Annotated in this window: 13 protein-coding genes and 2 pseudogenes; 8 read left to right on the forward strand and 7 right to left on the reverse strand. The window is 63.9% G+C overall.

The window, feature by feature from the left end; all coding sequences use genetic code 11:
- Window positions 1–64: 64 nt before the first annotated feature.
- Entirely contained in the window at window positions 65–1,471 is a 1,407-nt protein-coding gene (locus tag DYE23_RS08815) for an IS1380 family transposase (RefSeq protein WP_016341434.1), read from the reverse strand.
- 200 nt (window positions 1,472–1,671) lie between these two features.
- On the opposite strand from DYE23_RS08815, the pseudogene DYE23_RS08820 reads away from it, so the two are divergent.
- From DYE23_RS08820 to DYE23_RS08835, 5 genes and pseudogenes are all read left to right on the forward strand, one after another.
- Window positions 1,672–2,082: pseudogene (locus DYE23_RS08820) on the forward strand (response regulator transcription factor); the annotation flags it as partial.
- Window positions 2,083–2,455: 373 nt separating this feature from the next.
- Window positions 2,456–3,613: a sensor histidine kinase gene (locus DYE23_RS08825; protein ID WP_115327020.1), complete on the forward strand. Its 1,158-nt coding sequence runs from the start codon at window positions 2,456–2,458 to the stop codon at window positions 3,611–3,613.
- Window positions 3,614–4,040: 427 nt separating this feature from the next.
- A pseudogene (locus DYE23_RS31330) lies at window positions 4,041–4,145 on the forward strand (IS21-like element helper ATPase IstB); the annotation flags it as partial.
- Between the two features lie 49 nt (window positions 4,146–4,194).
- On the forward strand, window positions 4,195–4,452 hold the full coding sequence (locus tag DYE23_RS30590; RefSeq protein ID WP_131808489.1) for a hypothetical protein: 258 nt from the start codon (window positions 4,195–4,197) through the stop codon (window positions 4,450–4,452).
- Between the two features lie 541 nt (window positions 4,453–4,993).
- Window positions 4,994–5,593 (forward strand): MspA family porin, encoded by a 600-nt coding sequence (locus DYE23_RS08835; RefSeq protein WP_067387100.1) that lies wholly within the window; start codon window positions 4,994–4,996, stop codon window positions 5,591–5,593.
- A 1,592-nt stretch (window positions 5,594–7,185) separates the two neighbouring features.
- Here the strand turns inward: DYE23_RS08835 and DYE23_RS08850 are convergent.
- The 6 genes from DYE23_RS08850 to DYE23_RS08870 all read right to left on the reverse strand — a co-directional run bounded on the left by DYE23_RS08850 (window position 7,186) and on the right by DYE23_RS08870 (window position 13,419).
- Complete coding sequence (locus DYE23_RS08850) at window positions 7,186–8,229, reverse strand: PLP-dependent cysteine synthase family protein (protein ID WP_234787543.1); 1,044 nt, start codon at window positions 8,227–8,229, stop codon at window positions 7,186–7,188.
- A 196-nt stretch (window positions 8,230–8,425) separates the two neighbouring features.
- The gene (gene lpqS, locus DYE23_RS32070; RefSeq protein WP_459076707.1) at window positions 8,426–9,016 is read right to left on the reverse strand and encodes a putative copper homeostasis (lipo)protein LpqS; all 591 of its coding nucleotides are present in this window, start codon (window positions 9,014–9,016) and stop codon (window positions 8,426–8,428) included.
- Between the two features lie 115 nt (window positions 9,017–9,131).
- A complete protein-coding gene (gene mscL, locus DYE23_RS08855; protein ID WP_067387089.1) occupies window positions 9,132–9,617 on the reverse strand; it encodes a large-conductance mechanosensitive channel protein MscL in 486 nt (161 codons plus the stop codon).
- Between the two features lie 100 nt (window positions 9,618–9,717).
- Entirely contained in the window at window positions 9,718–10,368 is a 651-nt protein-coding gene (locus DYE23_RS08860) for an SAF domain-containing protein (RefSeq protein ID WP_067388097.1), read from the reverse strand.
- Window positions 10,369–10,551: 183 nt separating this feature from the next.
- Window positions 10,552–11,958 carry an IS1380 family transposase gene (locus tag DYE23_RS08865; protein ID WP_016341434.1) on the reverse strand — a complete coding sequence of 469 codons (1,407 nt, stop codon included), beginning with the start codon at window positions 11,956–11,958 and terminating at the stop codon, window positions 10,552–10,554.
- Between the two features lie 225 nt (window positions 11,959–12,183).
- The gene (locus DYE23_RS08870; protein ID WP_115327021.1) at window positions 12,184–13,419 is read right to left on the reverse strand and encodes an IS256 family transposase; all 1,236 of its coding nucleotides are present in this window, start codon (window positions 13,417–13,419) and stop codon (window positions 12,184–12,186) included.
- A gap of 199 nt (window positions 13,420–13,618) precedes the next feature.
- Here DYE23_RS08870 and DYE23_RS08875 point away from each other — a divergent pair, with 199 nt between their 5' ends.
- The 3 genes from DYE23_RS08875 to DYE23_RS08885 all read left to right on the forward strand — a co-directional run bounded on the left by DYE23_RS08875 (window position 13,619) and on the right by DYE23_RS08885 (window position 15,271).
- On the forward strand, window positions 13,619–13,897 hold the full coding sequence (locus tag DYE23_RS08875) for a hypothetical protein (protein ID WP_115327022.1): 279 nt from the start codon (window positions 13,619–13,621) through the stop codon (window positions 13,895–13,897).
- A gap of 328 nt (window positions 13,898–14,225) precedes the next feature.
- The gene (locus DYE23_RS08880) at window positions 14,226–14,483 is read left to right on the forward strand and encodes a DUF3297 family protein (protein ID WP_013472275.1); all 258 of its coding nucleotides are present in this window, start codon (window positions 14,226–14,228) and stop codon (window positions 14,481–14,483) included.
- A gap of 92 nt (window positions 14,484–14,575) precedes the next feature.
- Window positions 14,576–15,271 carry a ZIP family metal transporter gene (locus tag DYE23_RS08885; RefSeq protein ID WP_115327023.1) on the forward strand — a complete coding sequence of 232 codons (696 nt, stop codon included), beginning with the start codon at window positions 14,576–14,578 and terminating at the stop codon, window positions 15,269–15,271.
- The last annotated feature ends 18 nt before the right edge of the window (window positions 15,272–15,289 follow it).

A 15,289-nucleotide genomic window follows, 5' to 3' on the forward strand; every position in this document is an offset into this window, starting at 1 on the left:
GTGGGGCGGGCTTTCCTGGGGCCTGTGGGTCCTTCATCGTTGATGGGTCCGATGGGGTGGGGTGTTATCCGAAGGCGGTGCGGACGCGGTGCCAGGCGGCGGCGATCGCCGCCGCCCAGCGCCAGGTGGCATCGATGCGTAGCCGCAGTTGGCGGGCGCCGCGGGTGATACGGGCGGCCACGTGCAGGACCCGGTAGCGGAACGTGGTGATCTCGACGCGGGCCAGAGCGCGATCGCTGGCGAACCCGATGAGGCGGGTCCAGGTGACCAGGTCAGCGGCGGCCAGGACGATTTCGAGCCAGGCAGCATTGGCCCAGAAGGAGTGGCAGGGCAGGTTACGCAGCCCGGTGGCTTTGAGTTCGCGGATACGGTCCTCGACGCGGGCGTGCTGGCGGTGCCGTAGTTCCAGACCGGCGACCTGACCGGGTACGACACCCGGTGGTGTGTCGGTGATGAACGCGGTGACCCGCATGCCGTCGGCGTCGGTGAACCGCAACTGCGCGCCGGGGTGGGGGCGTTCTTTACGCAGGATCAGCCGGGTCCCTTCGGGCCAGGAGGCCAGGTTGACCAGGTCGGTGGCTTCAGCGACCCACGCGCCGTCGCGGATCCCGCCGTCGGTGTCGATCGCTGGATACCAGCAATCGCCGAGGTTGAGGGTGTCCACGGCGTCCTGGACGCGGGTATCGACGGGGTACCCGAAGGAGAACCCGGCCCCGGCGGCCCGGCACGCTGCGGCGAATTTGTGGGTGGATCCGGCGGTATCGCAGCGCACCAACACCTTCGGGGCCTCGGGGTTGTCGGGATCGTCGGGGTTGGGCCGCCACGCCGCTGGCAGCGATGCCAAAGCCTGGTGCAGGACGATGATGTGGTCGGAGGCGGTGTTGGAGCCGGCGTTACCGTTGCGCAGCAACCCGGCCAGGGCTTCGCCGCCGGCGATGTCGGGGCGGTCCAGAAACGCCAGCAGCGGGTGCAGCCCGAACGTTTTCTTCCAGGTCGGCGCAGCCCCGGCCTTGTTGTCGGAGTGATCGATCACCAGCGTGGCATCGATGTCGATATGCAGCCAGCCGCCGGTGGTGGGGGCGGCTCCGACAGCCCAGGCCGCTGCCCGCGCCGCGGCTCGGGCTGCGCGCACCCCGGGTAGATGCGCGGCATCGATCCGCTCATCGATCAGCCGCCACATGGTGGTCGTTGAGGCCTTGGCCCCCAGGACGTGCTCCCGGTCACCGCACAGCTGACCGACCGCGTCGATGCAGTCCGCGCCGTCGGCGACCGCGGCCGCCAGATCAGCGAACACCTCCCCAGGCGCATACACCCACGGGCCGCGGTAGGTGTCGGCCAACGCGGCCGTGACCTGCGCCGATAAGCCGGTCCGGTCGGCAAGCTCACGCAGCATGCCCATCCCGGCATGCGACACAACGCCATGGCCGTCGGCGGAAACTTTCACCGGCGATGCCGCCGCGATATTCTTCACCTGCGAAGTGCCTTCCCGTCAGGGTTTTTGAACCGTAGAGAAGTCCAATTATTCCTTGCAGGACAGGCACTTTCGCTTATCTACACACCCCCACAGTCAACATTCCACGAAAAATCCGGGTGAGTCGTGGGAAGATTCCATGGGAACCGCTCAAGCGCCGGGATTGGATACCACAGGACCGCAGCAGGCATTATGGACGGATGGAAACAGTGCCGCAGACTTCAGTGACCGGCCGCGGTCATCGGGCATTAGTGGTCGACAACGAAGTTTCGCTGGCCGGAGTGGTTGCCAGTTACCTCGAGCATGAGCAATTCGAAGTATGTATCGCTCACGACGGTTACGATGCGCTCACTTTGGCCCGCGCGTTCCATCCTGATGTCGTTGTTCTTGATCTGGGCTTGCCGGGGATCGACGGGATTGAAACCTGCCGCCAGCTACGCACCTTCTCCGACGCCTATGTTGTGATGTTGACCGCTCGGGACAGCGAGGCGGACACACTGATTGGATTGTCGGTGGGCGCCGACGACTATGTAATTAAGCCCTTCAGGCCCCGCGAACTCATCGCACGCATCCTCGCGATGCTACGCCGTCCGCGCACTATGCAGACGGAGAGTGGAGACGGCACCGAAACCCCAGCCGACTAGCAGCAGTTGTGTCGGCGCCTTCCTCATGCACTTCTCGCCTGGACGCAACTTGACTGAACACGGAGTGCCGAAAGCTCAAGCCTTCGCCCCGGCCGCCGCGGTCGGCACAGGCCTCGTAATGCTATGCGGCGACCTAGTATGCGACTCGGAACGGGCAGTCGACCGAGTGACCTCTAGCATCGCGATAACAGTCTTGCCCCGCGATAGAGCTTGGATAGGAGTGCACATTGTCGAGATCGGCTCGGCCAAGCCTTCGGCAAGCAGTTGACCGAACACGGCGACGAGAGATTGCAGTGCGATCGAAGGTCAGCGACGTTAAATTTCGGATGGGAATTGGCCAATGAGTAACAACACCACACCGGGAGCTAAGCCGCCCCGGTTCTTGCGCCGGCCCAGCATCGGGCTGCGATTACTGCTCGCTCAGACACTGGTGCTCGCCGCCGGTGCGGTGGTCACCTGGGGAATTGCCGCCGTCGTCGGACCGCAGCTCTTTAGGATGCACATGCATGACGCGGTGCCCGTCGGCTCGTTCCTTGAAACACATGCCGACCATGCCTACAGAGGGGCCACCGCCGTGGCCGTGGGCGGCGCCCTTGCCATTTCCGTGCTGATGGCGCTGGCGGTCAGTTGGTATGTCAGCCGTCGGCTCCAGCGATCGGTCACCGAGGTCGCCGCCGCTGCGACGGCGGTCGCCCACGGCCGATACGACATCCGGGTTTCGCCTACCCGCCTCGACGAGGATTTCGACACGCTCGTTGACTCGTTCAACCAGATGGCGGCCCGGCTACAGACAGTCGACGCCACACGGCGCCAGTTGTTCAGCGACCTCGCCCACGAGATCCGCACCCCCGCCTCGGTGCTGGACGCCTACGTGGACGCGCTCGAAGACGGCGTGCGGTCGCTTACCCCGCAGACCACCGCGATGCTGCGCGACCAGACCCGCCGGCTAGTGCGGTTCTCCGAGGACACCGCTGCGCTCGCCCAAGCCGAAGAAAGTGCCTTCTCGATGGCCTCTAGCTGGATTGACGTGCCCCAGCTGATCGATGCTGCCGTGACAGCCGCGCAGGAACGCTATCGGAGCAAACACGTTGATCTAGTCGCCACGTTACCTGCGAACCTGGCCTCGCTCTGGGGTGACCCGCAACGGCTATCTCAGGTCCTAGGCAACTTGCTTGACAATGCGCTGCGCCACACGCCGCCGGGAGGACGCGTCGAGATACGCGCGGCTGCGGACGGCACTGTTTTCACGCTTTCGGTCGTCGACAGCGGTGAAGGCATCCCGGCCGAACATTTACCCCATGTGTTCGAACGGTTCTATCGAGCCGATCTCGCCCGCGACCGGGGCTACGGCGGAGGCGGAATCGGACTAGCCATCGTCAAGGCGCTGGTCGAGGCCCACAACGGACGCGTCTCCGCGGCCAGCGACGGCATCGGCAAAGGCACCGCGTTCACCGTCACCCTGCCGCTGTCCCCAACGGGTGCCGAGCGTACCTCCTGAAACCATGTGGTCGGTCGGCACGGTGGGGGACGCCTTCGAATTAGGCTCGCGGAAACCACTATTGGGCTCTACCAAAACGAGTGCGTCCGCGGGGGCTCCCGTTCGCGATGCGCTGCTGCGCGGGCCGCCGCCCAAGTGGTGGTGTCGCATCCGGTCGGTGGCCAGTCCTGCTGGCGAGTCCCCGTCAGCGGAATCGTGATCGCGCGGCACGGGCTGGGTGCCGACAGGGCTGGGAGTGATAGTCCGCGATTGCGGCCATGTCATCGCGTTGAACGCGGCAGCGATGGCGACGGCGGCCACCCGGCCCCCGCATCGCCGCAAGGAACGCATCCCACCGCGACCGGCAGCCAAAGCCGCTGCCAACCAACTACTGTGACTCCGTTACGACACCGGGCGTGCGAATGAATCCTCGACCGCGTCAAACGATTCCACTGTCATCGATCTGTCGGCTTTATACCGACTCCGCGACCACCACGCTGCCGCCGAAACCCTCCGCCGAGCCGCTACCGGCACCCGCGAACCACTACACTGACCGCTGCTCACAGGTGGGGAATCTCAGCGAGGACACCTGGGGACTTTCGATGAGCCCGAGCATCGTCGCCAGACATCAACGCAGCGCGACCATCGTGACCTCGAATCGCGATGCCGACGAATGGCTCTCGGTCATGATGGACGCGATGCTTGTCCAATCCTCCCGAGGTCGTCGTGGGACTGGCGCACGCTCACGCACCCGACCCGACGAAGGGCCCGAATTCAACGACAGAACATGCCCGGAACGACTCAGTGCAGAGATCGGTATCCTCGACCGCCGTGTCGGCATCACAGTATTTATTTCCTAGGTGTTACAGAGATGTTCACTCAGTGTCTCGCGACGTGTGCAGCAGACTGTCGGTCCGCTCACATCTCAGCTTCGTCAACCCCCTAGGCGCCTCGGCGGCATGCTGGTTGCTCAGACTTATCGCGGGCCGACGCCTTTGCCGGGAAATTTGCACCCTAGGCGATCACCGCGGTGAAATACCATGTCCGACAAAGAGAGTATGGCGACAGATAAATGTCGGCCGAACGCGGTATCCCACTACCATAGGGCTAAGTCATGCTGAGCCGAGTTCGTCTCTTCGCCCAGCAGCCCTTCGCCGGTCCTTGTTAACTTGATGTAACCAACTCGGCACTGGGAGTAGAGGCGTCGTATCTTGAGGATGCCTTTCACCGCAACGACAGGTCGCCACAAGGAACCCGCCGAGCCGACGAACTTCTCGTGCCAGAACGAAAGCTAGTCGTACGACGTGGGTTCGGGCGATCGTATGTCGCTCAGCCGTAACAGGGAAGCAAGGAGATTACGTGGCACTGCTCAAAAGGATCATAGGATTGGCTCCGCTTGCGATGACCGTTTGCGTATTTGGGGCTGCAACTGTGCACGCCGAGCCGATAGATATGGCGCCCAAGGTTTTTAGCAAAAACACCCGCGATGGCTGGCAATTGAACATCCGGATCGACCGCGAGAAAGTGAACTCAGTACCCAATCTCGCCGCAGCCGCAAACTCGAGGGAGGCGTTTGTCACGTTCGACGCAACGGCCACCGCGACCGGTGGATCAAGTCCGATCACAGACAGCCTCTTCATCGCCGGGTACCAGCTGGGCTGCCAAACCGACGTGTCGACTGGTCTGCAGATCGGTGGTACGGGGGGCATTGCACCGACGGTAGGCGTCGGCCTCCCCGACCCGTCGGTCAGTGCCGGTGTGAGCTCTGGTGTAGCGGGATTCGTCCAGACGGTTCTACAGCCAGGCGTGATCGTCGATCTTCCGTTGGCCAACATGGTCCTCAACGAGGGCGGCACGGGTATGCTTGACGTCGACAATCTGCACATCAAGGCTGACGCATGCGGAGGCGATGTTACCGTCCGTTCCTACGCTTACCTGCGCATCTCGACGGACGCCGCTCACAGCAATTTCGCCATTTACGGCGATCCGATCAAAATTTGAGGTGAGACCATGGTTTGCGCGAAGCGACGTATATTCGGCGCGGCGACTGGTTTTGCTGCGCTGTTCACCCTTGCCCCCCTACCCATGGCGGACGCCCAGCCAGCGCCGCCACCACCACCGCCTTTCTTTCCTGCTCCCACTTTCGGATTTCTGCCGGCAGTGCCAGGGAGTTACAGCGCTACCTACTACGTGATTCTGCCGCCGTCGCCGGCGATCACTGATTCGCGGGGTCTGAACGTCGCCAGCAACGCCGACCCTGCCTCGGCGGCCCACGGGCTACCTGGCAGCAAACTTGGCAACAGTCCTCACAAGACAAACCCTCTTACATCGTCGAATACGCGTTACGGGCTCTCCGCTCTAGGGGCACCTGTCCCCACGCATACCCCGGGTGTGAACTCCTCCGGTGTGGGCCACATTGCGGCACTGGAGGACCCGAGCGGTCAACCATCCGATGGTACTCCCGCAGTTGAGTCGGAAGCTCCTGACGTAACTCCTACGCCCGCACCGGTTTTGGAGGATCCAAGCGGCCAGCGACCAGAGGCGGCGGAATCGGGCGGCTAGGGCTAACCGTGTAAGGTTCGTTTGAGGGGTCGACCCTGGCAACGCGGCAGCAACGAGAACACCCACAGACTGCTGCGGGGACTACTTCCCCAAGGGTGTCAGGCTCAACAACCACTCACCGGCGGTCCTGCTGGTCATTGAACTCAACTATCGCCGCCCTATGGTCCACCGGGACCGTTGTCCGGCTGACTTGTTTGCCGCGCTGTTAACCTCGATGGCCGTCAACTCAGCGCGCGACCGCATGAGCTGGGCGCCGAAACCCAGAGCCGACTGGCTGCTTTCCGAGTGCACAGATTTTTCGATTCTGCGGTCGCAGACCCGGCTGAAAGCGGCTCAGGGCGACGCGATGCACGACGCCGAGGGGTACGGCATACCGTCACTCACGCAACGGTATGCCGTACCCTCGACCGCTTCATGTGTCATCGGCACGGTAGGAAGGGCACACAGTATTGATGTGGCAGAGGAGGCGAGAAAAATCCATGGCCTCCGCCATACCTTGGCCCGCCGTTGCCGTGTCCGCCGCCGTGTCCGCCGCCGTGTCCGCCGCCGTGTCCGCCGCCGTGTCCGCCGCCGTGAGGTCCGTTCAGACTGTAGTCAACGGCCGGGCCCGACACCGGTGCTGCCTGAGCAGAAGCGGGGACTACGCCGGCGGCCAGAGTTAGTCCGCCGGCGATGGCCAGGGCGCCGGTAAGCACCTGAATCGGTCGACGCAATTGGTTTGCTCGAATCATGGTCGGATTTCCTTCCAGAAGAATGTCTTCAAATCAGATTTGGCCTTCGATGAATGGTGGTCGGCACCTCCTCTTGTTGTCGGCATTTCCATCTCGACCGAAATGGTCGGAGCCCATTTGCGAATGCTTTGATTCCGATCGTCGTTCCCGAAAAACTTCAGCGCGGGCACTTTGCGAGTCGAGTCGTCCAAAAGGGCCGAGTCGCCAGTCCATGCGCGGCCGTGGTCCGCCGTGTCTAGCGGTCGGGAGACATCCCTGTTATGACCGAGGCCGATGTACTTGGCAAGACGCCCTTCAGCATCACTGAGCCGGGTCTACGACCGTGACACAACGGGTCCATGACTGCACCACCTGCTGGGTCGGGTGGTCGATGACCGCCGGTTGGCGCGGTGGGTCACCTCCGAGCAGATTGTGTCGGCGGCAGTAGTCGTTGTTGTAGATGGTGTCGAAATAGCGCTGGGGCCCGTCGGGAAACACCGCCGCGATCGTGGTGTCGGGTTCATAGGTGCGTGCCGCCCACCCGGAGACCAAGGCCACCGCGCCTACACTCCATCCGCCGCTGGCGTAGTGGCTCTTTGCCAGGGCGCGGCACGCCCACACTGCCTCAGCCGGAGCCACCCAGTGCACCTCGTCGAAGGCTGCGTAGTCGACGTTGCCGGGGTAGATGCTCGATCCCAGCCCTCGCATCAGGCGTGTTGCGGCCGGCTGTCCGAAGATGGTCGACCCGATAGTGTCCACCCCGATCAGCTTCAGGTTAGGGTTGGCCTGGCGAAGCACGCGCGCTACTCCCGCCGAGTGTCCGCCGGTCCCCACTGAGCACACCAGCACGTCGACGTTTCCGAGCTGGGCCAGCAACTCAAGGGCCAGCGGCTGGTAGCCGTCGACATTGTCGGGATTGCTGTATTGGTCGGGAACCCACGCGGGCGGGTCGGCAGCCAGCAGTTCGGCCACTCGGTCTTTGCGGGCCTGCTGCCATCCGCCGACCGGATGAGGCTCGCGCACTAAATCGACATCGGCGCCGTAGGCGGCCAGCATGCGCCGCACGATCGGCTCCATTCCCGGATCGGTGACAAGGGTGACCGGATGCCGATGCACCATCCCAGCCAGGGCCAGCCCCAGACCCAATGTGCCACTGGTAGATTCCACAATCCGCGCACCGGGACGCAGTTCCTCGCGGGCCTGAGCCATTTCCACCATGTGCATGGCAGGTCGGTCTTTCATACCGCCGCCAGGATTGAAGCCCTCCAATTTGGCCCAGAAGCCACGGTCGGCGTTGGTCAGCGGCGCCGACACTCGCAACACCGGCGTCCGGCCCACCAGTGTTCCGGGGCTCTGACTGGCCACGGTTGCTGCACGGTGCAATCTGCCCGCGGCGCTACGCCGAGTCGGACGCACAAACTTCCCAGTGCGGGAAGGTAGAGCTGCAGTCATATGAATCGTCGCTTTCTTAATCGCTGCCGCAAGGATGCGCGGCAAGAGAAATAGGGGTAGCGGTCACCGGCCATGCGTGCACGCAGCACGGCGGCCTGGCGCTACCCAGTCAGCGACGAGCGATACAGTTCCGAATCAGCAAGGGGCGACCCGCAGAGAAGCCAAGAAGCACACTGGGCGGCCCGCGCGTCGCGCCGAGCGCAGCCCATGCCCCCATCACGACAACGACGGCGATTGCGGAGATCGCCAACGCGGTCCTATCCGTCTCCGCCCGGAGTCCAGCCGCACAAGTGAGAACATCGGGCGGAGCCGAGTGGCACTCCTTGTCCGGCATTAGGTGAGAATGATCCGTTATCAGCGGCGACGCAGCTTGCGTAAAAGAGGACGCCTGCAGAACATGGACTCCATGACTCTCGACGGCGTCTGCGTGCGGAAGACCAACCTCGGTCCCAAGCAGCACGGCCAACGCCGCAACCGCGATGACAGCTGCGCATCGCAATCGCCTGGCCGCACGACCGGTGACTTTCACGATGCCGAGTGTAGCGCGTATAACTCCGGGCAGCAGATAACGCTGCGGTGAAGTTCCACAGGCAGGTCCATAACGAACGATGCTATGCGCGTCGCTTTGGACTCGTTCTGACGCACGATTTTGGCGCTCGCCGACTGCAATTGTTGAGAGCGACCATAATTTCGTGACCACCTGTAGCGGCCAAGAAACCCTATTGGGTGAGCGTGCCAATCTCGTCTTCCAACGACTTAGCTACGTCACCGCGGAGCCGGCTGAACGAATCGGTTCCCATAGTTGATTGGACAGATTACTCCGTTGACGAAGTGTCGACGTCGTTGCTTGTATCCCCGTTTGTCGTCTTCGATGTACACGGGCTCGGGCCGGGGCCCGAACCGCTGATATGCCTAGCGGTCGTGCCGTTGGTTTCCGCAAGGATGTTGCGGATCTCGGTCAGCAGGGCCAGCTCGGTGTCCTGGGCCTGCTCGACCTCACCCTTCTTGCGCAGCCGGTTGTACGGCAGCACGACGAGGAGATACACCACGGCCGACACCAGAATGAAGTTGATGGCGGCCGACAGGAGAACGTTCAGATCGATTGTCTCGCCGCCGCCGATGCCGAGCCGCAGAATGCCGTAGTTGGACTCACTGCCCGCGCCGATGCGGTTGATGAGCGGTTGAATGATGCTTTCGGTGAATTTGGTGACCAATGCGGTGAACGCCGTGCCGATGACCACCGCAACCGACAGGTCGACGATGTTGCCTCGCGCGAGGAAATCTTTGAACCCCTTCAACATCGTCCCGAACCCTTCCTGTTGTTCGTGCTCGACAGTTAGCGAGGTTAGTTGCGTTGCAACCGAGCAGGTCCGAAATGCCTTTGTGGAGCACCAGTGCGTCTCAATGCAGGGTGAGCGTGACCGTCTGCACCAGCGTCGCGGCAGCCACCTCGTTGGCGGCATGAGCCGGCAGCGCCACCAGAACCACTCGGTCGGTGCCGCCGCCCATTGCCGTTGGCTTGTCAGATACCAGCACGACGATCGCGTCGGTCGCGACAACGCGTGGCTGAGCGTCGGATTCGAAACCGGCGGCCAGCACGTCGACGACATCGCCCGGGCGGATCAGGTCGAGCACCGCAGTCTCGTCGAGAGATAACGGCACTATGCGCGCCGTCGGGCCCACCGCCGCCTCGGCGAGCCGCGGGGTCAGCAGGCGCACGTCGGTCAGCGCCTCGCCGCGGCGCACCGGACCGGCCAGCGTCGCACCGACCACCGCTGTGACATCTGATTGCGCGCCATCGGGAAGCGTTGCGGCACTGAAGGTTTCCAAACGGACATCGTCGGCAGTCAGTTCGCTGCCCGGACTGAGGTCTCGGGTGGCGACGACGGCAGCGACGCGCTGGTCATCGGGATCGGGTCGCAATGCCGCGACGGCGGCGAGTACCACCAGCCCGCCCGCGACGATCCGACGGGCCAACAGTGTTCGCGTCCAGTCCGGCCGCAGCATCTCGGTCAGCCGATGGATCGGCGACGGGTTGAGTGAATCCCCCATGCCGCCAAGTTAGCCCGGATTTTGCGTGGTAATTGGTGTGGGTTCGGTGTGATGCCGAGTTGTGTTGTTGGGTAGTGGTTTTCGTGTGGTGGCGTAGAGGTGCTGTCCCGTGTCGCCGGGTGGGGCGGGCTTTCCTGGGGCCTGTGGGTCCTTCATCGTTGATGGGTCCGATGGGGTGGGGTGTTATCCGAAGGCGGTGCGGACGCGGTGCCAGGCGGCGGCGATCGCCGCCGCCCAGCGCCAGGTGGCATCGATGCGTAGCCGCAGTTGGCGGGCGCCGCGGGTGATACGGGCGGCCACGTGCAGGACCCGGTAGCGGAACGTGGTGATCTCGACGCGGGCCAGAGCGCGATCGCTGGCGAACCCGATGAGGCGGGTCCAGGTGACCAGGTCAGCGGCGGCCAGGACGATTTCGAGCCAGGCAGCATTGGCCCAGAAGGAGTGGCAGGGCAGGTTACGCAGCCCGGTGGCTTTGAGTTCGCGGATACGGTCCTCGACGCGGGCGTGCTGGCGGTGCCGTAGTTCCAGACCGGCGACCTGACCGGGTACGACACCCGGTGGTGTGTCGGTGATGAACGCGGTGACCCGCATGCCGTCGGCGTCGGTGAACCGCAACTGCGCGCCGGGGTGGGGGCGTTCTTTACGCAGGATCAGCCGGGTCCCTTCGGGCCAGGAGGCCAGGTTGACCAGGTCGGTGGCTTCAGCGACCCACGCGCCGTCGCGGATCCCGCCGTCGGTGTCGATCGCTGGATACCAGCAATCGCCGAGGTTGAGGGTGTCCACGGCGTCCTGGACGCGGGTATCGACGGGGTACCCGAAGGAGAACCCGGCCCCGGCGGCCCGGCACGCTGCGGCGAATTTGTGGGTGGATCCGGCGGTATCGCAGCGCACCAACACCTTCGGGGCCTCGGGGTTGTCGGGATCGTCGGGGTTGGGCCGCCACGCCGCTGGCAGCGATGCCAAAGCCTGGTGCAGGACGATGATGTGGTCGGAGGCGGTGTTGGAGCCGGCGTTACCGTTGCGCAGCAACCCGGCCAGGGCTTCGCCGCCGGCGATGTCGGGGCGGTCCAGAAACGCCAGCAGCGGGTGCAGCCCGAACGTTTTCTTCCAGGTCGGCGCAGCCCCGGCCTTGTTGTCGGAGTGATCGATCACCAGCGTGGCATCGATGTCGATATGCAGCCAGCCGCCGGTGGTGGGGGCGGCTCCGACAGCCCAGGCCGCTGCCCGCGCCGCGGCTCGGGCTGCGCGCACCCCGGGTAGATGCGCGGCATCGATCCGCTCATCGATCAGCCGCCACATGGTGGTCGTTGAGGCCTTGGCCCCCAGGACGTGCTCCCGGTCACCGCACAGCTGACCGACCGCGTCGATGCAGTCCGCGCCGTCGGCGACCGCGGCCGCCAGATCAGCGAACACCTCCCCAGGCGCATACACCCACGGGCCGCGGTAGGTGTCGGCCAACGCGGCCGTGACCTGCGCCGATAAGCCGGTCCGGTCGGCAAGCTCACGCAGCATGCCCATCCCGGCATGCGACACAACGCCATGGCCGTCGGCGGAAACTTTCACCGGCGATGCCGCCGCGATATTCTTCACCTGCGAAGTGCCTTCCCGTCAGGGTTTTTGAACCGTAGAGAAGTCCAATTATTCCTTGCAGGACAGGCACTTTCGCTTATCTACACACCCCCACAGTCAACATTCCACGAAAAATCCGGGTTAGAGGGGCTTTCGATGGAGTGACCGGCAATTGCAGGAACAGGGTCGGTCAAGTCCAGGGACGTGGTGTATGACGTCGTCGTGTGATTCTTCGAGGTAGTTGGGTCAGGCGGGCAGTGCCGCGGGGGTGGCCTCCTGTTCGGTTGGGGTGTCGTTGACTGTGCGTGATTTGCTCAGGACGTCGAGGCCGAGGTAGCGCCGGGACTCGGCCCATTCGTCGTGTTGTTCGGCCAGCACGGCTCCGACGAGACGGATCAGGGCCGCGCGGTCGGGGAAGATGCCCACGACGTCGGTGCGCCGGCGGATCTCCTTGTTGAGTCGTTCCTGGGGATTGTTGCTCCAGATCTGGCGCCAGATCTGCTTGGGGAACGCGGTGAACGCCAGCAGATCCGGCCGTGCCGCTTCGAGGTGATCGGCGACATTGGGCAGCTTGTCGGACAATGCGTCGATGATCCGATCATATTGAGCGGCAACGGATTCAGCGTCAGGTTGGTCGAACACAGAGTGCAGCAGGGTGCGCACCCAGGGCCACGAACTCTTGGGAGTGACGGACATCAGGTTGGTCGTGTAGTGGGTTCTGCAGCGCTGCCACGCCGCTCCGGGCAGGGTGGCCCCGATGGCGGCGACAAGCCCGGCGTGGGCGTCGCTGGTGACCAGTTTGACCCCGGACAGGCCGCGGGCGGTCAGAGCCCGCCAGAACGTTAGCCAGCCTGCGCCGTCCTCGGCGGTCGTGACATCGATTCCCAGGATCTCGCGGTAGCCCTCGGCGTTGACCCCGACGGCGATCAGGGCGTGCACGTTGACCACCCGGCCGGCTTCACGCACCTTGAGCACCAGAGCGTCCGCAGCGACGAACGTATACGGGCCGGCATCGAGCGGCCGGGTCCGGAACGCCTCCACGGCGGCGTCGAGTTCCTTGGCCATCACCGACACCTGCGACTTCGACAACGACGTGATGCCCAGGGTCTCGACCAGCTTGTCCATCCGCCGCGTCGAGACACCAAGCAGGTAACACGTCGCCACCACCGTGGTCAGGGCCCGCTCGGCGCGTTTACGGCGCTCCAGCAGCCAGTCCGGGAAGTAGGATCCTTGCCGCAGCTTCGGGATCGCAAGATCCAAAGTCCCTGCACGGGTGTCGAATTGACGGTGTCGGTAGCCGTTGCGGGAATTGGTGCGCTCAGCCGAGCGTTCGCCGTAGCCGGCACCGCATAGGGCGTCGGCTTCGGCGCCCATCAGGGTGTGGATGAACGTGGCCAGCAGCTCGCGCAGCACGTCGGGATGGGCAGTGGTGAGTCGTTCGGCCAGCACAGTGGGCAGATCGATATTGTGGGCAGTGGTCATCGCGTCGATTCCTTTGCTCGAGTGACTTTGGACGGTCTCTCGAAGAATCACGCGATGACCTTCAATCACTCGGCTACGACACGCCGGTACCGCTGATCAGGTCCGACTCGTACACCACCTTGATGGACGCAACCCAGGCACCGAGTCCACCCCGGCGTTACCGTCGCAGTAAGGGGACCAGGGTCACGGGGGGACTTTCATGAGGCGTCAGATCAATCTCCGCGCAGCCCTCGTCGGGATCGCGACTGCCGTGATGACTGTGGTCGTCCTCGGCGTCCTCCTGTACACACTGCTGGAAAACCATAAGAAGGCGATGGCTGACGAGTGTGTTCACGACGTCACCGGAGGCCTGCCCGGCATGGACCTGTCCGAAGACGAGATAACGAGCCTGTTGATCCAGTGCCTACAAGATCCCGAAGTCGCTTCCGATGCCATGTTCGCGAAGTACCTCGACCGAGTCGTCGACGCCGCGAAATAGAAGAAGCCCCGCCCGGATCACCCGGAACGGGGACTTCCTACGTTCAGGGTCAGCAGAGGTCTTTGTCTGCCGCGAGAACCACGAGCTTAGACCGGCCGGTTTAGTAACTCCGTCCGCCGGTCTCTCGTGGATCGGGGTACCAACCAGCGGGGCAGAGCTTGCAGTTCGGTGGGGGAAGAGTTGATAGTGTTGACCGCGTCAAACACCCTTAAAGCGTTTCCGCAGGTCGTTTCGTGTCGCTTGGTGTCTCCACCATGGTGGGCGTGGGCGTCTTTCGAATCCCCTTGGCTCCACCCACGGAACGACGCAGCATCTACCGAAAGTCATCATGTCCGAGGACCAGATCACCGACGTTCCACCGAATCACCTCTCGATTGACCCTAACAGCCCGTTCTACAGCGAAGAGGCGCTCCTGCGCGACGTCGGCATTCGCTTCAACGGTGCCGAGAAGACCAATGTCGTCGAATACGACGTGGCCGAGGGCTGGGTGCGCGTCGAGGTGCCGACCGCCAAGGACCGTCGCGGGAATCCCATGGTGGTCAAGGTCAACGGCACCGTGGAACCCTACTTTCGCCAGTCGAAATAGCGTTGCACCGACGGTTCAAATCGACTGTGAAACAGTGGAATTGACTCCATAGGCGTTGAGGGGCCACCGCCGACGGGGTAATTTCGCCGTTGATGATGACGATCGCGGTGGTCCTGGCCGTATCCGGCGCACTGATCGCGGGTGCCGCCTGGGGGATCTACGGAACCCTTCCGGAAGGTCTGGAAGGCTTCATCGTCGCGTTGGCCGGCGGCGCATTGATCTTCTCCGTGGTCCTTGAGTTGGTCGAACCCGCGGTGCGTGACCTGCATCTTCTGTTGGTGGCGCTGGTGGTGTTGACCGGCGCGATGGTGTTCGCCGGGCTCGACCGCCTCGTGAAGGCCAGGGCGCGCAACAGCGGGGGAGCGGGACTGCTCGTCGCCATCACTTTGGATGGGGTCCCGGAGAACCTGGCGCTGGGGGTTGCGCTCATCGGCGCCGGCCCGCTGCACGTCGCCGCGTTGTCCGGATCGATCTTCCTGTCCAACCTGCCGGAGGCGGCCGGCGGCGCGAAGGAGATGTCGGAAGGTGGCCGTTCGAACGGCAAAGTGTTCGCCCTCTGGGGTGCCACGGCTGTCCTCCTCTCCGTCGCCGCCCTTGCGGGCAATTTCCTGCTGGCTGGAGCGCCGGCAGCGCTTCTTGCCGCGATCAAGTGTTTTGCCGGAGGGGCCGTGGTCTCGTCGCTGGCGACGGAGGTGTTTCCCCAGGCGTTCGCCAAGGACTCCTATCAGGCGGGTATTGCCACAGCGCTCGGTCTGGTTCTGGCGGTGTCGCTGGACCACCTCGCGTGACGACGCTGAGCGAATGCT

The sequence above is a fragment of the Mycolicibacterium gilvum genome, from assembly GCF_900454025.1.
Classification (GTDB): domain Bacteria; phylum Actinomycetota; class Actinomycetes; order Mycobacteriales; family Mycobacteriaceae; genus Mycobacterium; species Mycobacterium gilvum.